The following is a 24,194-nucleotide window of genomic DNA, read 5'->3' as shown; positions in this document are numbered from 1 at the left end:
GTAGACCCTAACCCTTCCCACGCCAGCGCAGCGCCGCCTCGGTTCGGTTCGAAACGCCCAGTTTCGTCAGGATTTGCGTCATGTGATGCTTGACGGTCTTTTCCTGCAGATCAAGCCGCAGCCCGATATGCTTGTTGGAGAGACCCTCTCCCACAAGGTCCATCACCTCGCGTTCGCGTGGAGTCAAAGCGTTCTTGGGCGGCTCCTTGTCCAGCGAGACATCCACCACTTTCGCGGACATGGCTGGAGACACATAGCGGGTTCCCTTGAGGATCGTCCTGATCGCCTCAGTGAGCCCCCTGGAGCCGACGCCCTTCAGAACATATCCCATCGCGCCCCTTTGAAGCGCTGCCAGCAGCGTGTCGATTTCCTCCGACGCCGTCAGCATCAACACCTTCGTCGATGGGCTGCGCCGCAGGATCTCACCGATCGCGCTCAAGCCACCGCCCGGCATGGAGACATCGACCAGCATGACATCGGGATGCTTGTCGGCCGCGATCATCGCCGCGTCGTCGCTGGTGGCACCTTCCCCCACGACCAGGAAGTCCTTGATTTCGGAAAGGCTGCGCGTCACACCTTCGCGAAACAATGGATGGTCATCCACGATCCCAACCGTAATGGACGTCATCTCTGCTCTCCCGTTTCCATTGGTTCGAAGGTCATCGTCAGGATCGTGCCCTTGTCCCCGGTCTTCACTTCGAACGTTCCGCCAAGACTATCGACCCGCTCGCGGAGCCCGACAAGCCCCAGGCTGGATGGCCTGACATGGTTTGGATCGAAGCCGTCGCCACGATCACTGACCTCGATCGTGACATGCCCGCGATGGAGGGAGGCCCAAACGGCCTGCTGGATGCCACCACCGTGACGATGGGCGTTGTTCAAGGCTTCCTGAATGAACCGATAGATACAGATCTTGACCGCCGCCACAGGCTCCGACCCGTCCTGCTCGATCACGGTGTTAACGGTCGTGTCGGTTCTCATCTGGTGGGCTACGGTGACGCGATTGACGATCTCGGCAAACGAAGCCTTTTCGATCTCCGGAAGCACCAGTCCCTTGCAGATATCCCGGATCTCGGTCATCGCCTCGGCGAGGCTGGAGCGGATCCAGGTGAGCTCCTTCTCACGCTCGTCGGGCAGCGTTTCCGCGCTGATCAGCAATTCGCTGTCCAGCCGCAGCGACGCATAGGCAATGTGTTGCGCCGGCCCATCGTGGAGATCGGCGCCGATGCTGCGCAGATAGGTTTCGTTCAACGATGCGGCGCGTTGGGAGGCACGCTGCAGCCGGCCCTGCAGCCCCTTGTTCTCTGCAAGCAATGCGGAGAGTTCCGCGACGCGTTTGGCGAGATCCTTTTGTTGGTCCTCGATCGTTCGGCTCCCGCGAAAAACCAGCCCTGACAGGACGGCGAAGAACACGGAAGTGAGACCGGCGACGCCAAACCAGCTCCACAATCTCGCTCGCGTCAGGCTTTCGCCCAGCCCTTCGGCCGTCTCGTAAAATTCGAGAACAGCGACGGCCTGGCCAGACCAGGGCTGGAGCACGGGATTGTAAATCTCCATCAATGGCTTGCCGAGCGAACGTTCGGTGGTGCTTTCGGGGTCGTCGGCGATTTCATAGCGCGCAACCAACGTTCCGGCGAATGCCTGGCGAAGCTTGTCGTTGACAGTGAACTGTTTGCCCACGAGCGCCTTGTCGTTGGAATAGAGAATTGTTCCGTCGCCGCGCCACAGCTTGAACGACACCAATCGCTTTCCGAGCGCTCCTTGGCCAAGCGTCTCATCGAGCGCCAGCGCGCTCGCCTCATCGAGCGGCGCGGCCTTCTGCATGTCGGGAAGAAGCGGAGCAACAACGCTATCGACATAAAGGGCGGTGGCGGCGCCGGAATTATGAATCACCGCATCTTCGATGACCTTCGACACCAGATAACCGACGATGAACATAGCCGCCAAACTGACCAGACCGCCGACGACGACAAATCGCAGGGCAAGAGAGCGTGCCGTCCAGCGGGAAATCCAGTTCATGATCAACCAGTTGTGTGTGACCTCCGATACCTATCGCTCGTTCAGAGTTTTTCCAGATGCTGGCTACGCCAGGCGCCCATGCAAAATCACGCCAGCTGCCACATCGCTCATCCGTCATCGCGAATGACATTTATGAAATTGACCTGAAACTGTTCCAACGTCGGCTGACGGCTTGCCAGGCGGCCCGTGATTTCCATCAGATGTAACCCGTGACCGGTTCCTTGCCGTGAGCTAACCTAGACAAAGAGGATGTGTCCGTACGTCGCAATCGGGGCGGCCTGCAAGAGTGCCGCCCCGACGCCATGAACTAGCGCAACGACTTGAAGGCGGCTCGCAATTCCTCGGCGAAGACCTGCGGTTGCTCCCAGGCCGCGAAATGCCCCCCTTTTCGCGCTTGGTTGTAATAGATGAGCGAGGGATAGGCCTGCTTGCTCCAGCTCTCCGGTGCCTTGTAGATTTCCTTCGGGAAGGCGGTAATGGCAACCGGCACTTTGATGTCTTTGGTCTTCTGGGTGTCGGAACTGAAATTATTATTATTGTTTTCCCAGTAAAAGCGGGAAGACGACGCGCCGACGTTGTTCAACCAATAGAGCGTGATGTCGTTCAGCATCTCTTCGCGCGAGAGTACGCGCTCTGGCTCCCCATCGCTGTCGCTCCATTGCGCGAACTTCTCATAAATGAAGGATGCCAGGCCGGAGGGCGAGTCAGAAAGCGAGTAGCCAATGGTCTGCGGACGCGTCACCATCATCGCACCATAGGCCGCGTTTCGGCCGAAGAACGTCGAAAGCGATTGGTACGCGTCCTTCTCGTCCCGCGACAGGCTGCTGGGGGCGGGGTCGCCAGCATTGATACCCTTCATGAGTTCGCCAGGCACGGTGGCTGGCATATTGAGATGAATGCCGAGGAGGCCGTTCGGATTCTGGCGCGCTAGCGCGTCGGAGATGACGGAGCCGTGGTCTCCACCCTGGGAAACATAGGTTGCGTAACCCAGACGCTTCATCAGGACGTCCCAAGCCTTGGCAACTCGATCCGGGCCCCAGCCGAGTTCGGTCGGCTTGCCCGAGAAGCCATGGCCGGGGATCGATGGGATGACAACGTCGAAAGCGTCTTGCGTATGTCCGCCAAACGCGGTCGGGTCAGTCAATGGCCCGATGGCCTTGATGAATTCGAACTGCGATCCCGGCCACCCATGGGTGAGAAGGAGGGGAAGGGCGTTGGGATGGCGCGAGCGAACGTGAATGAACTGGATGTCGACGCCGTCGATTTTCGTGATGAATTCCGGTAGCGCGTTTAGTTCGTTTTCGGCTTTTCGCCAGTCGTAGTCGGTACCCCAATATTTCACCAACTTCTGGACCCTGTCCAGTTGGATGCCTTGCGAGATGTCATCGACAGTTTGCTTGTCTGGCCAACGTGTCTCGGCAATTCGCTTGCGCAGATCGTCTAGCTGTGACTGGGGAACATCTATCCTGAACGGACGGACGGCCTCGTCTTGCTCCGCCCTTGGAGTATCCGGTATTCGCGCGTCTGCCGCGTTAACCTGGTGCGCCGTAACAGCTGGAAGCATCATCAGGGAACTGAGCGCTATCGCGAACCCACGATGAGCGGCTGGCTTACGGCGGCATGCCTTTCTTAGATTGATCATTGGATCCTCTCCTTGTTTGGGCCGACGCGGCCACATTTGATGCGGAGGTGATCTACGAACCTGAGGTATCCGGTATGTTTACGAAACGTTGAGAGTTGTATCAAAACGTACAGCTTGGAATTGAAGGGCACGTGGCACGGGGAAATCACCAACACCCCTACATGCCGGACCGTTACCGCGAGTTCGGCGAATTATTTGTAACCTCGGATGATCAGGCGCTTCCGATCCTTCCGGACAGTGCCCGTGCCGTTTACCCGAAGGCGCGGAAGGGGTCTTATCATGCGATTTGTTGGCTCGAAGGTGGCTGCTGCCGCGATTTTAATCAGGCTACCCCGTCGCGTGCCGATCGCCGCTTGCATGATCCGCCGTTAGCCTTATGTCTTGATGCGATAACAGGACGAATAGCGTGAACAAAGCCCGACCAGCTCTTCTTCTCTTGAGCGCCTCGCTTATACCGGTCATCATCCTGGCGGCGGGAATGTCTTGGTATTTCGTGACCCTGCAGCGTGAGGCGCTCGATGGAAACGCGCGGATCATGGCGAGTGCCATCGCCGCGACACTTCAGCGGGAATTGGACACGCAGATTCAATTGCTGACGGTCGTGGCCGACTCGCCGCGCTTTGATCTCCCAATTTCGCGCTCGAGCTTCGCCGAGACCGCTCGTCGACTGCGCGAGCGCATTCCAAAGTGGGAGCAGATCCGTATCTCGGACGAGAGCGGCAACGTCGTCCTGGCCTATCCACCGCTGGATTCCTCCGCGAACCGGCGTGTGGTCGACATCGAAAGCCACGAGCGCCTCATACAGTCTAGAACAGCGGTGGTCGGCAACATAGTTAGTGGATCCAAGGGCCGGCCGGCTTTCGCCATCCGCGTTCCGATCGAGCGCAAAAACAACCTTCGGGCCGTTGTTTCAGCGGTTATTCGTCCCGCGACGGTGGCGGATCTTCTGCGCACGGCGGGTCTGCCCGGGACATGGTCGGCTTGGGTGATGGACGGGCAGGGAAGATTGGTAGCCTCGACCGCTGAACCGAAGCTCGCTGGCACGGAAGGTCGAGCGTTCGCGATTGTCTCCGCCTCGGATCCCGACAGAGTCAGTTTGGCTGGCGGCGGCGATGTTCGAGTTGGTGAGGCTTCGCTGCAAGCAACGCCCTGGCGGGTGAAGGTGGGTCTCCCGGTTTTGGAATATGACCAGTTGGCTCGTAGAGCTTGGATATTTGCTTTCGCCGGTTCGTCCGTGGCCCTTGTGCTGACGGGAACCGCCGCGTTTTTATTCCAGCGGGAGATCAACGCGCGAAATTTGGAGCGTGAGAGCGTCGCGAATTGGCAACGGATGGATGCGCTCGGAAAGCTCACGGGTCAGGCGGCGCATGACTTCAACAACTTGCTGATGGTGTTCCACTCCGGCGTCGAGGGCATTAGGCGACGTCGAGACAATGAGCAAAGGGTGACGCAACTTCTTGCCCACATGTCCGAGGGAATAACGAAAGGCAAGGCGATAACGCAACGTCTGCTCGCTTTCTCTCGGCGCTCCAATCAGGGCGCCACTCATGTTGAACTCGACCTCAAACTTCCGGAGCTTGAACCGCTCCTGCGTCAGGCCCTGAACGATGCGGTGGTATTGGACCTTGCCATACCGACCGATACTTGGCCCGTTTATGTGGACCCCGCCGCGCTGGAGATCGCTCTCGTTAATCTTTTGACAAATGCGCGAGAGGCAATGGAGAACGGCGGTCTTGTCACGGTATCGGCCAGAAACGTACCCGAGGGCGCCTGGGAAGATTCATCGATATCAGGCGCTTTCGTCGCGTTGACCGTGACTGACACGGGGAGAGGCGTCAGCCAGGCGGATCTCGGACGAGTGTTCGAACCCTTCTTTTCGACAAAGGAAAACGGCCGGGTGGGCTTGGGGCTTACCCAGGTTCACAGTTTCGCGAAGGCGACAGGGGGGGCCGTCAAGGTTAACAGTATTTTCGGCCGCGGCACCGCACTCACTTTAATGCTGCCCAAATCGACAGAGCCCCGTATTGTTCGGGAGACAATAAACACCGAATTTGGCTTTTCGGGCAAAATTCTCATCGTTGACGACACACTATCATCACTTGAATCGGCAGCTATTGCGCTGGAAGGAACGGTGTCGGGCATATTCAAGGCGGAAAGCGCGAAACAAGCTCTTGCGATCCTCGAGAAGCATAATGACATTGAAGCCGTCTTGAGCGACATCATGATGCCGGGTATCTCCGGCATCGAGCTCGCGGAGGAAATTCGTGGGAAGTATCCGCGAATGCTTGTTGTGTTGATGACGGGATATAGCGATCGTATCGAGGTTGGCGCGGCCATAAATTACCCCGTGGTTACGAAACCATTCCGGCTCGAGGAACTGACCGCGGCGCTCCAGTCGGGTCGTTCACGGACCTACGATCACAGCAACGTGGTTCGCCTAGATGGCCTCTCAGGAATTTAAGTCCATATCGTCTGGACATCAAAGGCGGATGACGTGTCCAAGCACATCAAGGCTTCACTAGGGATGCGCCTTCCATGACCCCGCATGGTCGGCCATGGTTTGTCGGAGGTCACGCGGTATCAGCTTCTTGTCGAGAACCGCCACGGCAACGCGGCATCAAGGCGAGAACCTCGGAGCGCGGCAAAGGCTTTGACAAGAGAAATCCCTGCAGGTCATCGCAGCCTAGGCTCTGAAGCGCTGTCAGTTGTTCACTCGTCTCCACGCCCTCCGCCGTGATCTTCAAGCCCTTTGCCCTGGCCATCTCGATCATGGCGATAACGAGGGCTCTGTTATCGGCTCGATGCATTTCATCAATGAACGATTTGTCGATCTTGATTCGATCAACGGTAATCTTTTGCACGCGGGAGAACGAGGAGTAACCAGTTCCGAAGTCATCTATAGCGAAGCGAACCCCCGCCTCTCTAAGCCTGGTGATCGTTTTCTCAAGCTCTCCACTTTCGCCAGCCGCGGCCGTCTCCGTCATCTCGATCTCCAGCCGAGCGGGACTGACATCCCACTTACAAAGAGCGCTTAGGACTTGATCGGTATAGCCTGGTGTCGAGAGCTCGAACGCTGAAGCGTTGATCGCGACGTGGATCTCTGGAGACTGTGCCAGCATCATGCAGGCATCCTCGAGGACAAGGGCGCCGATTTCGTTAATGAGACCAATTTCCTCGGCGAGTGGAATGAACTGGTCAGGGCGAACGTAACCCAATGCGGGATGCTTCCATCGCGCGAGCGCCTCGAGCGAATACAATTTTCCACCATCCGCGGTAAAAACTGGCTGATAGAATACCTCCAATTGACCGCCGGAACCTATCGCGTGGCGGAGGTCTATTTCCAGCATTCGGCGACTTCGCAGCAATTCGTCCATGTGAACCCCAAACATGGCATAGGTATTTCGACCCGCCGCCTTTGCGTGATAAAGGGCGATATCCGCCTGCCGTGTTACCTCATCGGGGCTGCAACGACCCCGCGCGAAAGCAACACCTATGCTTGCCCCGACCGAGATATGCGCACCGTCGATATCATAGGGAGTCTTGAGCCCCTTGACGAGCAAGCCTGCCTTCTCTTCAGCGGATCGCGCATCTTCGTTATCAAGCAGGACGATGAATTCGTCGCCTCCTATCCTCCCTATAAGGCCGTTGGGAAGAAGTGAGCGCATCCGAGCTGCCGCGAGGCTTATCAGTTTGTCGCCGATTGGATGACCATGAGTGTCGTTGACCGCCTTGAAGCGATCGAGATCAACAAACATCACGCAACGTAGGTCATTCGCGCTCCCCAAGCCCAGTTTCAGTTCCAGTTGCTCGGAGAAATGCGCGCGATTGGCGAGACCTGTAAGCGTGTCGTGGGAGGCTTGATGACGAAGCTGCGCACGGCTCAACGCGAGCCGATCAGACCTTCGCGATATGGCGTTGGCGGCGACACTGGACGCGGCGAACAAGGCAACCAGTGCGGCGAGTAGCGTCGGCATGGTAGCCCGCAGAACGTGCCTGCCAGGCTGAAAAGGTTCCCAAGTGAAAAAGCCGAGAACCTTGCCATCGCTCGTGTTTAACGGCGCCGCGCCAAACTTGGCGAATTTGGCGCCGTGGCGGAGAACTTCAAATCCGCGAACTCATATTCTCGTCCGATTAACCGCGGCAAGTCTCCATCAAGAAACCGAACGGCGACGTGAAGCATCTGTTCGCCGGGTATTTGTTCGATATCTCCCGTATCGGATACGATCGGTTTGACGCTGACGATCGCCGGCCGAAAGCCGACATATCTTAAATCGGATCTCGCCGATCGATAGCACGCGCGCGTCCGTGCCTTTCGTATCGCCAACGGAAAGTCGCGTATGTAGCTTGCGCGCCAGTGGCAGATAAGCGCTCTTTAGGTTGGCGGCGGAATATCCATTTTCGAACCCGGCTGGAAATTGATATAGAACCGACAGATCTGGGCGCAGTACGAGCGCAGCGTCATATCCGAAATAACTGTGCATCCACGTGCCGAGGTTTGCTTCAATCCAGCCCGGGTCTGGGTTGGTGGTATTTTTGACGGCGTCGTCCCAGACAGTGGCACTTTCCTGATCATGTGCGACACCGGCCTGAAGCTTGGCAATCGTGAGCGTGACAAGATCGCGCTGCCTAAGGGACGCGACCTCATCCGTGGAGGATGCGGCCCATTGCAAGCTGAGCACCAGTAACCCGCAAAGTGTCAGCGAAAAGAATGCTGGTAGGATAAACCGGAGAAACCACTGAGAACGAAGCTGCACTGCCATTTGCGATATGTCACCCTGTATCGCAGGAAACGTTAAAGCAGCTCCATTAAGACAGCGGCAAATAACACGGTTAGAGAAGTGTCAACGGCATATGTACCGTGTACCCATGCCGAGCATCCGGCCCCGGTCCAACCGCTGGCCACCGGAAAGCATCACTCAAGCCTCACCTCCGATGCGCCGTCGCGGAAAATAGGTTAGCGTCCCACGTTCAGCAGCCCTTGTGTCCCTCGCCGGAGCCTTGGCGGCGGCCGCGCGGTTTATTGGCGGTGTTGGGCCTGGCTGGCTTTATGCCCCTACCGAGGGAGCAGTTGCGACCTAGGTCCGATGGTGCATCCGACTGAGGTCCCCCATGCGGAACAGCGGGACCAAACCCTAGTTTGTTGAATAGCACCGACCGACAGAATCGGGCGCTAAACGCAAATCCACTAGGAGGAAAAACCATGTTCAAGGTTACCAGCATCGCACTTGCAACGGCCCTCGTCGCCGGCACCGCATTTGCTCAAACTTCAAGCACGATCGGGACAGGCGGTTCGTCCGCTGGCGGTGGTACGTCCAGCAGCACCGTGGGCACGGGCGGAAGCTCCTCTGGCGGCGACTGCGCCGCGGGGGGCACCAGCTGCCCGTCTGGCACCTCCTCAACGGTCGGTACGGGAGGTTCGTCCGCCGGCGGAGGTACGTCGAGCAGCACGGTCGGAACCGGCGGGTCATCGGCTGGATCAGGTTCGGGCTCCGCGTCGACGCTCGGCACGGGAGGTTCCACGTCTGGTGGCGGCACGTCGAGCAGCTCGGTCGGTACCGGCGGTTCCTCGGCGGGGGACGGCCAGTCAGGAAGCACGGCCGGCACCGGCGGCAGCCAGGCCGGATCCCACGATAGCAAGGGCAAGAAAGGCTGCGCTCCAGGTCAAGTGAAGAAGAACGGCAGTCATTCTTGCTAATCGGCTTGGCCGACGTCACGAGCGTCGGCCTCCTTTCTTGGAGGCAACAATGTCTATCATCACGAAATCCTTGATCGTCGCGGCCGCACTGTTGACCGCTGGTCATGCGTCAGCCGAGAGCATTACGCTCGATGACGGGACGGTCTGCACGATCATCGAAGGCCACTCGGTCACTGGCGGCATGTCTACATCGGTGACCGCGGGCAACGGCAAGGTGACCTCATCGACGACGACCGGACAGACCGCCTCGTCAAGCACGGCGACTTCGTCCGCGTCTAGCTCGTCGGCTGGCTCGGCAAGCGCCGACAGCTTCTCGACAGCGAGTAAAACGCGGGCCGACGGCTCGGTGGTGACGAAGCGATCCGATGGCACTTGTTCAATCACCAACCCATCAAAGTAGGAGGAGGGGACATGCAAAGATTTGCGTTGATGCTAGCCGTGGTTTGTGTGTCGGCAACGACGACCGCCCTGGCGCAAGATTGTAGTTTATCAGGAACGGTCGGAAGTGGAGGAAGTGCCAGCGCTGGCGGGACATCCGCGAGCTCGGTTGGGACCGCGGGTGCCTGTCAGACCGACAATGGCACCTCATCTTCCATTGCTTCAGGAGGCGGCGCCGCCACCGATGGCGGTAAAGCCATGAGCAATACGCACGTCAACGACAACGGCGACAAGCTGAAGGCACGGACAAAGGCTCAGGCTGTCGACAAGGGAACCTTCAGCAAATCCCAGACCAAGACGACCACGGACGGCGATAGCCTGGAAAGCACCACGCGCACAATGTCGCACGTTCCGGGGGAGAAACCTGTCAAAAGCAGGACTAACCAAACAATCATACCGGAGGAGGAATAACCCTTCTAAACAAAGGAAAGGAATGTAAAATGAACAACTTGATCTGGCTAGTGGGGGCGGTTGTTATCGTTCTCGCTATACTGAGTTTCTTCGGATTTCGTTGAAGGAAACGTTTTTGAAGGCCGTGCCGTCATCCATGGCGCGGCCTTTCCTCCAAGGATCAGGGTAACATCGTCATGCCTCACGTGGTCCGGCAAGCTCGTGATCCTTTAGAATTCGATCATGGACAAGCATGTGATCGAGTTCGATGTTTCACGGCTCCTTGGACGAAAGGGGGCATCGGATGGCGCTGTCATCGAAAACACAATTTCCCGGTGTCGGACGACCATGTGCCTGATCAAACCGCGCTTCGGCTGGACCGCGACGCAGGCCTGACGACCCGACCTCCATTCGCGTCCATCGCTCTTAGTTCGGTCTACTTCCCCAGGTCGGTGACCTCATGCTCAGCGAACGACTGCTGGGCTGCGTCATAAAGTTATGAGTGAGTAGCGCTTCCGGGCCAGATGTCCGAACGAGGTCGCGGCTTCATCAAAACCAACGGCTTGTTGCCTTTGAACCGATGGAGTCTCGTCCGGGCGTTCCGGGTCCGGGCCAGCTTCGTGGCTGTTGCTTTCTCATCGATCTTTACTTTCCATGCGCTCGCGTAACTGAAATAATCAGCGCAAGGCCACATGACCGACATTTCGAGATTTCCTTCCTCCATCGGCCTCATGGCTGAAAAGGTCAGGGCCTTCCCGTGGGACCAAACGCCATTGGGCGCTATCGAGAGGTGGCCGGCAGCCCTGCGTATCACGGTCGACGCGATGATTTCGTCGGACTTCCCCCAATGCCTTTTTTGAGGTGATGACCTCATAGCGATTTAGAACGACGGCTACGTTCCAATGCTTGGCAACAGGCAGGGGGCAGTGGGACAGTCGCTAAAAGTGACTTGGAGAGAGAACTGGGAGCAGCTGCGGCCGATCACGCAAAAGACGATGTCCGGCGAAGCGGTTTACCACGAGATTTTCCGCTCGAAACCACCCGACATGGGCAGGCGGAGACCGCGTATCTCACCTTTTGCTACAGTCCTATCCGAGATGAAAACGGCACGGTTCTCGGCATGATCGACACCGTGATCGAGACGACGGAAGCCGTGCGTGGGCGCCAGCGGCTTGCATCGGAATGGGAACGCGACAGATGTTCGAAAACGCGCCCGGCTTCATGGCGATGCTGAGTGGGCCTGACCATGTGTTCCAATACGTCAATCCCGCCTACTCGAAGCTGGTCGACCATCGCGATGCGGTTGGCAAGAGTGCTGCCGAGGTCCTGCCGGAAGCGACGTAGCAAGATTTTCTAGCCGCTCTCAATGAGGTTAGGCGAAGCGCGAAGCCGCATTCGGCGCTGGGAGCGCTCCTCAAAATCAAGGGACGTCATGGTGCCACCATCAACCTGTACGTCGACTTCGTATACCAGCCCATCAAGGACGCCTCGGGTGTGATAACGGTCATTTTTGTTTCGGGATCCGATGTCACGGAGCGGATGGAGGCCGACGCCGCCTTGCGCCGGTCCGAGGCACGATTACGCTTCCTCGATGATCTAAGCAGGCAAACAGGCAATAGCCGCGACGCTGACGCTTTCCTCGACATCACGACAAGCATGGTGGTGACATATCTTTCGATCTCCAACTGCGCTTATGCGGACATGGATGAGGACGGCGACGGCTTCACCCATACGAGGTGACTGGGCAACCGATGGCGCGCCCTCAATTGTTGGCCACTACAGTCTCGCCGACTTTGGCGAACTTGCCGTGGAGAAACTCAACAAGGGCCAGCCGCTGATCGTCAACGACAGCTTGGCCGACCTCGCGCCGGAAGCGGCCAAAACCTTTCAAGACATCGGCATCGCGGCGACAATATGCATGCCCTTGATCAAGGAAGGCAAGCTGACCTCGCCGATGGCCATCCACGATAAGGTGCGTCACCGCTGGATGGACGAAGAGCTCGCGTTGATCAAGGAAGTTACGGAGCGGTCCTGGGCACATATCCAGCGCGTGCGATCAGATGCTGAATTACGCAGCACCGCGGCGGCCTCGGCGATCTCAACGCCACCCTCGAAGCCCGCGTCGAAGACCGCACGGCAGCCTTGGTGCAAGCCGAGGAAGCGCTAAGGCAAGCTCAGAAGATGGAGGCCGTTGGCCAGTTAACGGGCGGTCTCGCCCACGACTTCAACAACATCCGCGCCGTCATTGCTGGCAGCCTTGAGCTAATGCGGACACGGTAGCCCAAGGCAGCGTCGACGACATTGATCGCTACCTAAGCGGCGCCCATGCCTCGGTCAAGCGGGCGGCGGGCTTGACACAGCGCCTACTCGCCTTCTCAAGACGGCAGACGCGACGACGTTCCTCGACGTGGGCCAGCTTGAGAACGCGCTTCTCGATCTGTGCACGAGATGCCATACCGAACGGCGGAAAGTTGACGATTGAAACGGGTAACCGCTAACTCGACGATCGCGCGGCGAGGGCGCGCGGTCTGGCGTTTGGGCACTTTGTCTCGCTCTGCGTGAGCGATACGGGCACTGGCATGACACCCGACGTTGTCGCTCGAGCGTTCGACCCATTCTACACAACCAAGCCAATCGGTAAGGGGACGGGGCTCGGCCTGTCCATGGTCTACTGGAGGACCGCCCGCATTTATTCGGAAAGTGGCAAAGGTTCGAGGGTCTGCATCTACCTCCCGCGACATCATGATAATGCCCGCCATGAAGAGGTCCTTGTTCCAACGGTCGAAACGCCGTGGGCGCCGGATGTAAAGACAATCCTATGCGTGGACGACGAACCGCTCGTAAGGATGGTGGCGGTCGACATGCTTGAAGAGCTTGGCTACGCGGTTCTGGAAGCGGACGACGCGCCATCGGCGATGAAGCTGCTCGACGCCCGGCCGGGTATTGACCTGCTTGTCATGGATGTCGGATTGCCAAACGGCATGAACGGGCGCCAGCGTCGCGGCCGCCGCCCGCGCTCAGCCCTCAGCGTCCAGAGCCCAGAGCTGCGCGTGCTGTTCGTCACCGGGTATGCGGAAAACGCCGTCCTAAACCATGGTCATTTGCAAGACGGCATGCTCGTGCTGACGAAGCCGTTCGCCGCGGACGCGTTCGCGCTCAAGATTTCGGAACTTCTGATGAGCTAGACCAAAGCGCCGGCGAATTAGTTGATCGTTTCTTCGAAATGATTCTTTTTCGCGCAAGCAAGCGCTTACCGTATGTCCGTGGCTTGACGGCGCCAAACGCGCGGAGGACAGGACGTCACTCCGCGTTAGAACTTTTCCCGGTCCGAGTATTCGTCGAGCAGCGATGATGGCTTAAGGCGAAGAGCGTGGCAGATTGTCAAGAACGTGGGAACGGACATGGTGTTTTGACCACTTTCATACTTGCCGATTTGCTGGAACGAGACGCCCAAGGCGTTTGCCAAGTGAGTTTGGCTAAGTCCCAGTGATTTTCGGGCTGACTTTACGCGTCTTCCTAAATTGCTATTTATCCGCGAATGGATCGACTTATCACCACTGGGTATCATTACTTTTTCCAACCGATTAGAGACAAGAAGCTGTTTCTTTACACGTGTAGGGCGATCGTTTGGATCTCCTCGACCTTAAAAAATACGTCAGTTTAACACTCGCGAGCGTCGATCTTGTCCTTGTAACGCCGACGCTTGGTGGGGTGCCCGAGGTGACGGCTGCAGAACGAGTTGGGTATCGAGATGACGGCTACGCCAGGCGCCGCGGGGCCGGAGGCGCGGTCATCTGATCGTGACGAAACCGCGTTCTTCAGCTTCCCGGGAGATGGAGCTGGGGCGTGAGAATCGGCGTGGACGCAATCTCAGTGGTCGTTGCGTGATAATGGGGATGGCGCTCCCTGGGTGGCATTGCGAAGGGCGCGCCCGCGCGGCGATGGCGACGACTAGCGGCCGTGCGGTGGTCGCGAGCGTGGCGTCCTTGACCGCGAGATCTCCGGGATGCTCGCTGGTCTAAATTCGCGGCTCCTTGGTTCGACAACGGCGTGGTCATTGCCTATTAGGGGGCGCGCGAGTAAGGGTTCCTGACCTGCCTTCCATGCTGCGAGATTCTGATGAAAAATAGGCCTGCCTCTCAATTGTCGGATCGATCCTTGGGCCTCGATCCCGGGGTGGCGATCGGGCTGGCCGGCACGCTCGTCTTCTTCTTGATCAGCGGTCTCGTTGCCTTTCTCAATCTTCAGGCGTTGGAGGCGAGCAATCAACGCATCGTGCAGACGCATGTAGCGATCGTTGCGCTTGATGAATTACTGTCGCGAGTCCAGGACGCCGAGACGGGGCAGCGCGGCTTTCTGCTGACATCCAACGAGGCCTATCTCGAACCATTCGATTACGCTCTGCGGGCGATACCATCGAAGCTGCAAGACATAGATCGGTTAACTGCAGAAAATTCTGGCCAGTCGGAGCGGCTCGCGACGCTCAAGCAGCACGTCGACGCCAAGCTCGCCGAGTTGAGGGAAACGATCGACGTCCGGCGAAAAGAGGGATTGGAGGCGGCACTGGTGGCCGTGAACTCAGATCGCGGTAAAAGCGCGATGGACGCGATTCGGGCACAGATCTCCGCCATGGCGCAGCGTGAGGGAGAGGTTCGCCTGCAGCGCATCGCGGATATGAAAGGCGCTCAGCGGACGGCACTGACGAGCACAATATTGTCTGGCCTGGTCGGCATGGTGCTGACCTTGGTTATCGGCGCGCTGATACGACGTGCGACGTTGGCGCGTCGACACGAGGATTGGTTGCAATCGGGTCAAGTTGGACTGGCGACCGCCATGATGGGCGACCAGCCTCTCGATCAGCTAGGCAACAGCATCCTGGAGTTCCTGATAGGTTACGTCGGGGGAATAGCTGGTGCCGCGTTTGCGATAGACAGGGATAAATTCAAGCGCATCGCCGCCCTTGGCGTACCAGGCAATGCAGCCATTACAGACCATTTTCGGTTACGCGAAGGGCTTTTGGGCCAAGCCGCGGCGGAAGGGAAACCGTTGGTCTTCGGAGAGGTGCCCGACGGCTATCTGGCTTTTGGTTCGGCGCTTGGCAGGGATAAACCTCGCCATCTCGCAATCTTTCCCGGCTCGGTGGACGGGCAGGTTAACTCCGTCATCGAAATTGGCTTTTTGCGTCCCATGGACCCGCGTGTGCGAACGCTTCTGGAACGGGCGTCCGAAGCGGTCGCGATCGCCGTGCGATCCGCCACCTACCGAAGTGAGCTGCAAGACCTGCTTGAGGAAACTCAGCGCCAGTCGGAAGAGCTGCAGACCCAGAGCGAAGAGCTCCGCGTATCGAACGAAGAGCTCGAGGAGCAAGGTCGTGCGCTGAAAGAATCGCAGACTCGCCTTGAGCAGCAGCAGGCCGAGCTGGAACAGACAAATTCGCAGTTGGAAGAGCAGGCGCAGGAACTCGAGTTCCAGCGCGACAATCTCGAGCGCGTCAACGCGTCCGTAGAGCTGAAGGCGAGAGAGCTCGAGCAGGCCAGCCAGTACAAGTCCGACTTCCTCGCCAACATGTCTCACGAGCTCAGGACGCCACTCAACTCGTCATTGATCCTCGCGAAGTTGCTCGCGGACAACCCGGACGAGAACCTGACCGCTGAGCAAGTCAAATATGCGCAGACCATCCAGTCATCGGGCAATGACCTTCTAAACTTGATCAATGACATCCTCGACTTATCGAAGATCGAGGCTGGTCATGTGGAGATGAGGCCGGAGACCGTCGTGATCGAGCGCCTCGCGAACAATTTGAGGCAGGTTTTCCAACCCGTGGCCGCTGAAAAGAAACTCGATCTTGTAATCGAAGTTGCCCAGGATGTCCCGGCGGCGATCGAGACCGATCCGCTTCGTCTGGAACAGGTACTCAAGAACCTGCTGTCGAACGCCATCAAGTTCACCCAGTCAGGCAGCGTCGTTCTCAAGATCACCGGGCAGGATGCGCGGGGAATTTCGTTTGCTGTAACGGACACCGGTATCGGCATCGCTCCTGATCAGCAGCAGCGCATATTCGAGGCGTTCCATCAGGCTGACAGTACGATCAGTCGCCGTTATGGTGGCACGGGTCTTGGCCTCTCGATCTCGCGTCAGCTTGTACGGCTGCTCGGTGGTTCGATCGAATTGGTGAGCCAGCCTGATAAAGGCAGCACCTTCACTGTCACTGTGCCGCGGAGCCATGATCCGGCGGCCCTGCTTGCCTTGGGAGATGGGTTGACCCGCCACACAACGATGGCCGAGGGCGCCGTGAACGAAGTCGTGCCAGCGGCCAGGACGCAACCTCCGTCGCACGCGACGCGCGCGCTCGATGACGACCGCGCCGCGCTCGATAGCGCAAGACGCGTTCTGCTTGTGATTGAGGACGATGCATCCTTCGCGGCAATCGTCAGGGATCTCTCGCGCGAGATGGGTTTCCAGGCCTTGGTCGCCGGCACCGCCGAAGAGGCGCTCAGGCTCGCGAAGGAATACAGACCAAACGCGGTCATCCTTGACGTCGGCTTGCCCGATCAATCCGGCCTGGCGGTTCTTGATCGCCTCAAGCACGACGTCGAGACCCGCCATATGCCTATCCATATGATTTCCGCCGAGGACCACAGCGAAACAGCATTATCCCTGGGCGCCGTCGGCTACGCGGTCAAGCCGGTCAAACGCGAACAGCTTGTCGAGGTTTTAGAGAAGCTCGAGCTAAAATTGGCACAGGACGTACGACGTATCCTGATCGTCGAGGACGATCCGGTTCAGCGGGAGGCGGTGGCGAAACTTCTCGGCTCGCGCGGGGTGGAAACGCTGACGGTCGGAACGGCCGCTGAATGCTTGCAGGTCCTCAAGGATGGCACGGTCGACTGCATGGTTCTCGATCTATCGTTACCTGACGCCTCGGGCTACGCCCTTCTCGAGACCTTGAGCCAGGAAAGCGCGTACGCCTTCCCGCCGGTCATCGTTTACACCGGAAGGGACCTATCGCAGGACGATGAGCAGCGACTTCGACGTTATTCCAAGTCAATCATCATCAAGGGCGCCAAGTCGCCCGAACGTCTCCTCGACGAGGTCAGCCTATTCCTGCATCAGGTGATCTCCGAGTTACCGCATGAACAGCAAAAGATGATCCGCAAGGCGCGCAATCGCGACGCTATCCTGGAGGGTCGTCGTATCCTCGTGGTGGAGGACGATGTTCGCAACGTCTATGCCTTGACAAATATTCTCGAGCCCGCGGCGCGATCGTGGAAATAGCTCGCAATGGCCAGGAGGCGATCACCGCGCTCGAGAAGGCCTCACGAACGGATGCGGCGATGATCGACCTCGTGCTAATGGACGTGATGATGCCCGTGATGGACGGGCTGACGGCCACCCGCGCGATCCGCGAAAATCCCGCCTGGAAAAAGCTGCCGATACTGACCCTGACGGCGAAAGCGATGCCGGACGACCAGCAACGCTGCATTGAAGCCGGAGCGAATGACTACATGGCCAAGCCCCTCGACGTGGAGAAATTGCTATCGCTGGTACGGGTGTGGATGCCGAAATGACGGAAGCGGAAAACCCAAGAAACGTCGAGGATATCGAGATCCGGCTGCTTCTGGAGGCACTGTTTCTCACCTATCATTATGACTTTCGCAATTACGCGATGGCCTCGGTCAAGCGTCGCCTGCGGCAAGCCCGCCAAGCCCTGGGGTTTGCCACGATCTCGGCGATGCAGGAAAGCATCTTGCACGATCCATCACTGCTTCCGAAGCTATTGGGCTACCTGACCGTGCAGGTCAGCGAGATGTTTCGCGATCCCAGCTTCTTCAAGGCGATTCGTGAAAAAGTGGTTCCGCACTTGAAGACGTATCCTTCCCTGAAGGTATGGATCGCGGGATGCAGCGGCGGCGAGGAGCTCTATTCGATGGTAATCCTTTTTCGCGAGGAAGGCCTGGAAGAGCGCACCTTATTTTACGCCACGGACATCAACGCGGAGGCGCTCGCCGTGGCCGAGGCTGGCGTATACGCCCTCGATCGTGTGCAACTGTTCACGGAGAACCACCGAAAATCGGGCGGTAAATCGTCATTGTCCGATTATTATCAGGCTGCCTATGGGAGAGCATCCTTTGACAAAAGCTTGCGGCGCAACGTGGTTTTCTCGGATCATAGCCTGGTCACCGATGCCGTCTTCGCGGAAATGCATCTCATCTCTTGCCGCAATGTCCTGATCTACTTCGACCGCGATCTGCAAGACCGCGCCATAAGGCTGTTTGAAGGTTCCATGGTGCGAAAGGGATTTCTAGGCCTGGGTGCGAAGGAAAGCCTGAGGTTTTCGGCTCTCGCGGGCTCCTTCGAGGAACTTTCCAGGGAAGAGAAACTCTACCAGAAGCGGGGTGGGTGATGGCGGGGCGTTTTGACGCCGTGGTGATTGGAGCATCGGCTGGGGCCCTGGAGGCACTCTCGGCCATTCTTCCCTTGCTTCCCGCGAATTTCTCGATGCCGATTATCGTTGTTGTCCACATACCGCCGAACAGGCCAAGCGCCTTGGCCGAACTGTTCGCGGTCAAATGCCATATGGCCGTGAAGGAAGCTGAGGACAAGGAGCCGATCTGCGCGGGCACTATCTATTTCGCGCCGCCCGACTATCATCTACTCGTCGAACTCGATAAAACATTTGCTCTTTCAAGCGATGAGCCGGTCCTTTTCTCCCGTCCGTCCGTCGATGTTTTGTTCGAGACCGCCGCCGATGCCTATAGGGAAAGGCTAGTCGCGATCGTGCTATCTGGCGCCAACAGCGACGGCGCTCAGGGGTTGAAGGCGGTGGTTGAGGCGGGTGGCGTCGGATTGATCCAGGATCCCGCCACGGCTTATGCAGCTTTAATGCCGGACGCGGCCGCCAAGGCAAGTCCGGAAGCTCACATTATGACGCTTGCGTCGATCGCGGAATATTTGAAAAAGGTTTGAATACATAATGGACGCCGTGCCTTTCCTGCTTGTCGACGATCTGGAGGAGAACCTTCTTTCACTCGAAGCGCTTCTCCGCCGTGAAGACCTGATTCTACTGAAGGCTCGATCGGGCGATGAGGCATTGGAAATGCTTCTTCATCACGACGTCGCCCTCGCCCTCGTCGATGTCCAGATGCCGGGCTTGACCGGCTTCGAGCTCGCCGAGCTAATGCGTGGCAACGAACGCACCAGGCGCATCCCCATTATCTTCGTGACCGCTGGCAGCACCGATGGACAGCGTCGTTTCCGTGGCTATGAGGCCGGCGCGGTCGACTTCATTCAAAAGCCGATCGAACCGGATGTCCTGCGCAGCAAGGTGGAGGTCTTTTACGAGTTGTTCCGCCAACGTCAGCAGTTAGCCGCTCAGCGTGACGAATTAAAGGTTCAACGTGACGAGCTTGCATCGCAAGCTGAAGCGCTCAAGGCGGCGGCGGGCCATAAGGACGTGCTGCTGCGGGAAATCAATCATCGCATCAAAAACCTGTTCAGCGTGACCGCCGGATTGATCTCCTTGAGTGCCCGGCCCGCGAGAAGCGTTGCCGAACTGGAGGCCGATCTCAGGTCCCGACTGCATGCGCTATCGCGAGCGCACGAACTGACGTTGCCGGATCTCGCGCTCGACGGAGCCGGGAGCGAGATCGCGACGACGGTGAACGCGCTCCTTCGCGCGATCGTGGCGCCACATGAGCATGACCAGGATTCTCGCATCGAGATATCAGGAGCGGACGCTCCGCTGACGGGCAGCGCGCTGACCTCCCTTGCGCTGCTGCTGCATGAACTCACAACCAATGCCGCCAAATATGGGGCGCTTTCGATCCCGGATGGCAAACTGAAAATCGAGGTAGAGTCGCAGGGCGAGGTCTTATCGATCAATTGGTCAGAGGAAGGAGCGATGAGACTGGAGGGGCAACCAAAGCGGGAGGGCTTCGGATCGACCCTCGAGAAGGCGGCGCTTCAAGGCCTAAGCGGGCGGATCTCACGAGATTGGACCAAGGAGGGGCTTCGACTGCGGGTCCTCATTCCGCTTCCATCCCTTGTCAGGCTATGACTGGCGTCCTGGAATGGATATCCAACCTGCCACGAGCTTGTTGGACTTGATCTCACCACAAGCTGCCTAGATTCTCAGCCACCAGCGGTAAAAGTTGCATCGTCAGACATGAAAAAACATACCGAAGAGCGTCTTGCGGCCATCGTCGAGTCGTCGTTCGATGCGATCATCAGCAAGGATCTTGCAGGAATGATCGTCAGTTGGAACAGGGCGGCCGAGCAAATGTTCGGCTATCGAGAGCAGGAGGCCGTCGGCCAGTCGATATACCTGCTTGTTCCTGACGATAAGCACGACGAAGAGGCACGCATCCTTGAGCAACTCAAGCTTGGTGAACGCATCGAGACTTTCGAGACTGCCCGCCGGCATCGTGACGGCAGGCGAATCCCGGTATCGATCACCATCTCACCCATCAAAAGCCGAGCCGGGAAACTTGTAGGCTCGTCAAGCATCGCCAGGGATATTTCGCAGACAAAGGAAAGCGAACGGCGGCTGCACCTGTTGATGCGCGAGGTCAACCACCGAGTTAAAAACCAATACGCGGTGGTGCTCGCGGTAGTCCGGCAAACGGCGATGCGTGCCGGATCGGTAAAGGAATTCGAAGCACGCATCCGTGAGCGGATCATGGCGCTGTCCCACTCTCACGATCTGCTTTCCCAGGTCGACTGGGCGGGCGTAAGTCTTGCCCAACTTGTTTCGCACCAACTCAAGACGTTCGAGATGAGCCAGACGGTGAAGGTCTCTGGCCCGGACATAACACTCGACGCCAACGCGGTTCTAAACATAGGCATGGCGCTTCATGAACTGGCTATAAACGCAATCCGTTTCGGAGCGATTGAAAGCCAGCACCCCTCGGTGACATGGAGCATACTGCCCGCAACGGACGGTAACGGCCAACGTTTCGAGTTAAAATGGTCCGAGTCGGCGGTCGAATACGCCGAGCTGTTGATGCAGGAAAACGGTTTTGGCGCGCTCGTACTCCGCAAACTCGTGCCGTCGGCTCTTTCCGGGCAGGCGGCTTGGAGCATGCATGGCGGTTTCATTCAGTGGACGCTAATTGCTCCTCTCTCCGCTGTCCAAGTGGCACCTCCTTAACAGCCTCAACGTCGAAATCTTGTTTACCCCTGTATTGACCGAGACGGAGTGCCAGTATCTGACAGCTTCGGGTCTCCGTTGAAGAAGATCTCGGGACGGATGGAGACTTTTGGCTGCGCGCGGCTCGGACACCATATTCCCAAACTTAAAGCGTGTCGCGATCCTTCGGATCGTTTGCCATGCTTTATACCTTTTTTTTCTAACATGTCGGAGCCGCAAGGCCGCTGCGCACTTTTTCCCGCGCGTCGAGAAGCTGCAGGTCCGCCTCCGCAAATCGGTTGAGGCTCGGCTCTGTTCTGGATCACTGCGAATATACCATCCAAACGGTGGAACTCCGACATTCTAGATCTTCGAATGAAGCCACGTTCGCGCCTTGGGTTCCGAGGCTGCGTCCCAAGGGTCATTCTCGGACCCCAGCGTGGGACAAGGTGGCTTGATGAGCAATGTGTTGGTCCGTATTTCGAAATCCGGGAAAAAAAGGGACGTCGCGCCGAGCGCATGCTAAGACGTGATCGCAAAGTTCCGGTATCCTTGTCGGTTCACGCCTTCCGTGCGCGGTAGAAATTCGGAAACACAATCTTGCTGAACGATGCTCTGCCGAGCGATGCGGATATAACGTCCTGCGATCTAGAACCAATCCACATCCCTGGCTCGATCCAGCCACATGGCATTATGCTCATTGTCAACAACGAGCTCAAGGTGATCGGCGCGGCTGGAGATATCGAGGGGCGTTTAACGGAAAACTGGCCTGGACGCGCATTGATTGACCTTGTCGGCGGCGACTGTGTCGCGAAGGCCGCGCGCGTCGAGGAAGACGCTACGCTCATCCTTGGACGGGTCGAGGGCGCCAGTGGCTACCTCAATGCCATCGCGTACCGATCAGCGGGACGCTTGGTTGTTGAGATGGACGCCGCCGAACCGGAGCCAACGCTCAGCGCGCCCTTCCTCTTCGGACTGGATGCCGCGGTAAGCCAATTTGAACGCGCGCCGACCGTGGAAAGCCTGTGCCGGCAGGCGGCGGCCACGTTTCGCGACCTGACAGGTTATGGTCGCGTAATGATCTACCAATTCATTGATGGCGATGCGGGCGTGGTTGTTGGCGAAAGCCTTGACGAAGGGTCTTCAAGCTTCCTTAACCACCATTTCCCGGCAACTGATATTCCCAAACAGGCGAGGGCCCTCTATGTTCGCAACAAGGTCCGCGTTATTCCGGATGTCTCTTACATTCCCGCGCCGATTCGCTCCGTCCGAGAGGACTTGAGGGGACTTGATCTTAGCGATTCCACGCTTCGTAGTGTGTCGCCTGTTCATATCCAATATCTGAAGAACATGGGTGTCGCCGCCTCCGCGTCGATTTCCATTGTCAAGGACGGCGTCCTTTGGGGATTGGTGGCCTGCCACCACCACGAGCCCAAGGAAATCACGCTCAACGTCCGGATCGCCTGTCTTGCCATCGCCGGGTCTCTCGCTCGGCAGATCCGTTCCAAGGAGGAGGCCGAACTCTATCGGGAACGGTTGCGTTTTCGATCGCAGGAAGAGACGGTCTTGTCCAAGCTCGGCGCTGACGGTTCGCTGAGCGAGTTCTTCGAGCGGTCCGGACGCGAGCTCGCCAACCTTTTAAGTTCCGATGGGTTCGCGGCCGTTCAGGGGCAAGATCTATTTACCTACGGCAAATGCCCTGACAATATCGATATACGCGCCATAGCGGATTTTATCAGGAGGCCGGCCGCGTTGCAGCCTTTCGCGACGCCCAGCCTCAAGACCAAGATGCCGGAAGCGGAAGCCTACGCTGATCGCGCAAGCGGACTTCTCGCGGTGACAATGTCCACCGAGATCCCGACAATTCTGATCTGGTTTCGCGCGGAACATCTCGAAGTGCTGGAATGGGCGGGCAACCCCCATAAGGGTGTCCCCGTGGAGCCGGGTGTCACACTCACACCGCGCGCGTCATTCGAGGCTTGGTCGGAGGAGGTGCGCCATAAGGCACGGCCGTGGTCGCACGGCGAAGTCGAGGCAGCGGGCCGGGTCGTCCGGTTGATGCTCGAGCGCAGGAACGACTTGAGGGTGCGTGAGCTTAATCGCGAACTGACCACGACCATCGCCGAAAACGAGACCCTTCTGCGACAGAAGGATTTCCTGTTGAAGGAGGTCAATCACCGCGTTCAAAACAGTCTCCAGCTGGTGGCCGCGTTTCTGCGATTGCAGGGCAAGACCTCCGGGGATGACGCCGTCAGGCTCCAGCTTGAAGAAGCTGACAGACGGCTCAGCGCGGTCGCTCTGGTTCACCGACGCCTTTACCGAGACGACAGCGTCGAGGTCGTCGACCTATCGCGCTATCTGGAAGATCTCGTGAGTGAAATGAAGACGACAATGGACGACGAGTGGGCGCGCCAGTTCGACCTGGAACTTGCCCCTGTGCAGATCTCCACCGATCGAGCCGTGAATGTCGGTCTTGTCCTGACCGAACTGGTCATCAACGCGCAGAAGCACGCCTATGAAGGGCGACCTGGCCGGCTTTCCGTCATTCTCGAGCAACACCGCGGGATGTTCCGACTTATCGTGATGGACCACGGCGCGGGGAAAAAGTCGGGCGGCGGGTCGGGATTTGGGAAGCGAATGCTCGCTGCCGTCGTGGATCAGCTTAAAGGAACCATCGATGAACAGGACAATAAACCAGGTTTGCGCACCGTTGTGACCGCGCCAATAGACACGCCCTGAAACGTCTGGTGGTGGGTTCCACGGGGTTTTTGCTCATGCGCGCGCCGGACCGATCTAGCTCGGAAGGCTCGTGTACCGGCTTGATAGTCCACGCGGTCGAGGCCTTTTCCACCCAGCCAAGTCAAGCCATCGCCATTGTCCGA

General features: G+C 58.2%; 20 protein-coding genes and 1 pseudogene. 15 read left to right on the top strand and 6 right to left on the bottom strand.

Annotation, left to right across the window (positions count from 1 at the left end; translation table 11 throughout):
* Window positions 1-7: 7 nt before the first annotated feature.
* The 3 genes from P3R82_RS11535 to P3R82_RS11525 all read right to left on the bottom strand — a co-directional run bounded on the left by P3R82_RS11535 (window position 8) and on the right by P3R82_RS11525 (window position 3,586).
* Window positions 8-628, bottom strand: coding sequence for a response regulator transcription factor (locus P3R82_RS11535; protein WP_111564728.1), 621 nt, complete (start codon window positions 626-628; stop codon window positions 8-10).
* Window positions 625-2,019 (bottom strand): sensor histidine kinase, encoded by a 1,395-nt coding sequence (locus tag P3R82_RS11530; protein WP_112989541.1) that lies wholly within the window; start codon window positions 2,017-2,019, stop codon window positions 625-627. The genes P3R82_RS11535 and P3R82_RS11530 overlap by 4 nt, the downstream gene beginning before the upstream one ends.
* 307 nt (window positions 2,020-2,326) lie before the next feature.
* Window positions 2,327-3,586 carry an epoxide hydrolase gene (locus P3R82_RS11525; RefSeq protein WP_283193940.1) on the bottom strand — a complete coding sequence of 420 codons (1,260 nt, stop codon included), beginning with the start codon at window positions 3,584-3,586 and terminating at the stop codon, window positions 2,327-2,329.
* A 481-nt stretch (window positions 3,587-4,067) separates the two neighbouring features.
* On the opposite strand from P3R82_RS11525, the gene P3R82_RS11520 reads away from it, so the two are divergent.
* Window positions 4,068-6,122 carry a response regulator gene (locus P3R82_RS11520; RefSeq protein WP_283193900.1) on the top strand — a complete coding sequence of 685 codons (2,055 nt, stop codon included), beginning with the start codon at window positions 4,068-4,070 and terminating at the stop codon, window positions 6,120-6,122.
* Between the two features lie 109 nt (window positions 6,123-6,231).
* Here the strand turns inward: P3R82_RS11520 and P3R82_RS11515 are convergent, their stop codons facing one another.
* Together P3R82_RS11515 and P3R82_RS11510 are read right to left on the bottom strand one after the other, a co-directional pair.
* Entirely contained in the window at window positions 6,232-7,635 is a 1,404-nt protein-coding gene (locus tag P3R82_RS11515) for a bifunctional diguanylate cyclase/phosphodiesterase (RefSeq protein WP_283193899.1), read from the bottom strand.
* 177 nt (window positions 7,636-7,812) lie between these two features.
* On the bottom strand, window positions 7,813-8,421 hold the full coding sequence (locus P3R82_RS11510) for a CHASE4 domain-containing protein (protein WP_283193898.1): 609 nt from the start codon (window positions 8,419-8,421) through the stop codon (window positions 7,813-7,815).
* 440 nt (window positions 8,422-8,861) lie between these two features.
* On the opposite strand from P3R82_RS11510, the gene P3R82_RS30295 reads away from it, so the two are divergent.
* From P3R82_RS30295 to P3R82_RS11480, 7 genes and pseudogenes are all read left to right on the top strand, one after another.
* The gene (locus tag P3R82_RS30295; RefSeq protein WP_112950136.1) at window positions 8,862-9,356 is read left to right on the top strand and encodes a hypothetical protein; all 495 of its coding nucleotides are present in this window, start codon (window positions 8,862-8,864) and stop codon (window positions 9,354-9,356) included.
* A gap of 49 nt (window positions 9,357-9,405) precedes the next feature.
* Complete coding sequence (locus P3R82_RS11505) at window positions 9,406-9,756, top strand: hypothetical protein (RefSeq protein WP_111564723.1); 351 nt, start codon at window positions 9,406-9,408, stop codon at window positions 9,754-9,756.
* Window positions 9,757-9,767: 11 nt separating this feature from the next.
* Entirely contained in the window at window positions 9,768-10,205 is a 438-nt protein-coding gene (locus P3R82_RS11500; RefSeq protein WP_111564722.1) for a hypothetical protein, read from the top strand.
* A 1,176-nt stretch (window positions 10,206-11,381) separates the two neighbouring features.
* Window positions 11,382-11,528, top strand: a complete 147-nt coding sequence (locus P3R82_RS11495) for a PAS domain-containing protein (RefSeq protein WP_162725569.1) — start codon at window positions 11,382-11,384, stop codon at window positions 11,526-11,528.
* 361 nt (window positions 11,529-11,889) lie between these two features.
* On the top strand, window positions 11,890-12,351 hold the full coding sequence (locus tag P3R82_RS11490) for a GAF domain-containing protein (RefSeq protein ID WP_283193897.1): 462 nt from the start codon (window positions 11,890-11,892) through the stop codon (window positions 12,349-12,351).
* A 412-nt stretch (window positions 12,352-12,763) separates the two neighbouring features.
* Window positions 12,764-12,862 (top strand): annotated as a pseudogene (locus P3R82_RS11485) (hypothetical protein); the annotation flags it as partial.
* A 144-nt stretch (window positions 12,863-13,006) separates the two neighbouring features.
* The gene (locus tag P3R82_RS11480; RefSeq protein WP_283193939.1) at window positions 13,007-13,369 is read left to right on the top strand and encodes a response regulator; all 363 of its coding nucleotides are present in this window, start codon (window positions 13,007-13,009) and stop codon (window positions 13,367-13,369) included.
* A 125-nt stretch (window positions 13,370-13,494) separates the two neighbouring features.
* Here P3R82_RS11480 and P3R82_RS11475 read toward each other — a convergent pair whose 3' ends face one another.
* Complete coding sequence (locus tag P3R82_RS11475; protein WP_111564720.1) at window positions 13,495-13,752, bottom strand: helix-turn-helix transcriptional regulator; 258 nt, start codon at window positions 13,750-13,752, stop codon at window positions 13,495-13,497.
* 590 nt (window positions 13,753-14,342) lie between these two features.
* On the opposite strand from P3R82_RS11475, the gene P3R82_RS11470 reads away from it, so the two are divergent.
* The 7 genes from P3R82_RS11470 (at window position 14,343) to P3R82_RS11440 (ending at window position 24,051) form a co-directional block, all read left to right on the top strand.
* On the top strand, window positions 14,343-17,459 hold the full coding sequence (locus tag P3R82_RS11470; protein ID WP_283193896.1) for a CHASE3 domain-containing protein: 3,117 nt from the start codon (window positions 14,343-14,345) through the stop codon (window positions 17,457-17,459).
* On the top strand, window positions 17,450-17,752 hold the full coding sequence (locus P3R82_RS11465; protein ID WP_283193895.1) for a response regulator: 303 nt from the start codon (window positions 17,450-17,452) through the stop codon (window positions 17,750-17,752). The genes P3R82_RS11470 and P3R82_RS11465 overlap by 10 nt, the downstream gene beginning before the upstream one ends.
* On the top strand, window positions 17,749-18,588 hold the full coding sequence (locus tag P3R82_RS11460; RefSeq protein ID WP_111564813.1) for a CheR family methyltransferase: 840 nt from the start codon (window positions 17,749-17,751) through the stop codon (window positions 18,586-18,588). Before P3R82_RS11465 ends, P3R82_RS11460 begins: the two co-directional genes overlap by 4 nt.
* A complete protein-coding gene (locus tag P3R82_RS11455) occupies window positions 18,588-19,151 on the top strand; it encodes a chemotaxis protein CheB (RefSeq protein ID WP_112437091.1) in 564 nt (187 codons plus the stop codon). The genes P3R82_RS11460 and P3R82_RS11455 overlap by 1 nt, the downstream gene beginning before the upstream one ends.
* A 7-nt stretch (window positions 19,152-19,158) precedes the next feature.
* Window positions 19,159-20,241, top strand: a complete 1,083-nt coding sequence (locus tag P3R82_RS11450) for a response regulator (protein ID WP_111564717.1) — start codon at window positions 19,159-19,161, stop codon at window positions 20,239-20,241.
* 108 nt (window positions 20,242-20,349) lie between these two features.
* Entirely contained in the window at window positions 20,350-21,333 is a 984-nt protein-coding gene (locus P3R82_RS11445; protein ID WP_112437093.1) for a PAS domain S-box protein, read from the top strand.
* 579 nt (window positions 21,334-21,912) lie between these two features.
* On the top strand, window positions 21,913-24,051 hold the full coding sequence (locus tag P3R82_RS11440; RefSeq protein WP_283193894.1) for a histidine kinase dimerization/phosphoacceptor domain -containing protein: 2,139 nt from the start codon (window positions 21,913-21,915) through the stop codon (window positions 24,049-24,051).
* The last annotated feature ends 143 nt before the right edge of the window (window positions 24,052-24,194 follow it).

The sequence above is a fragment of the Rhizobium sp. AN80A genome (genome assembly GCF_030053015.1).
Classification (GTDB): domain Bacteria; phylum Pseudomonadota; class Alphaproteobacteria; order Rhizobiales; family Rhizobiaceae; genus Rhizobium; species Rhizobium metallidurans.
Note: the sequence above shows the minus strand (reverse complement) of the source record. Positions and strands in the feature narration are given on the sequence as shown.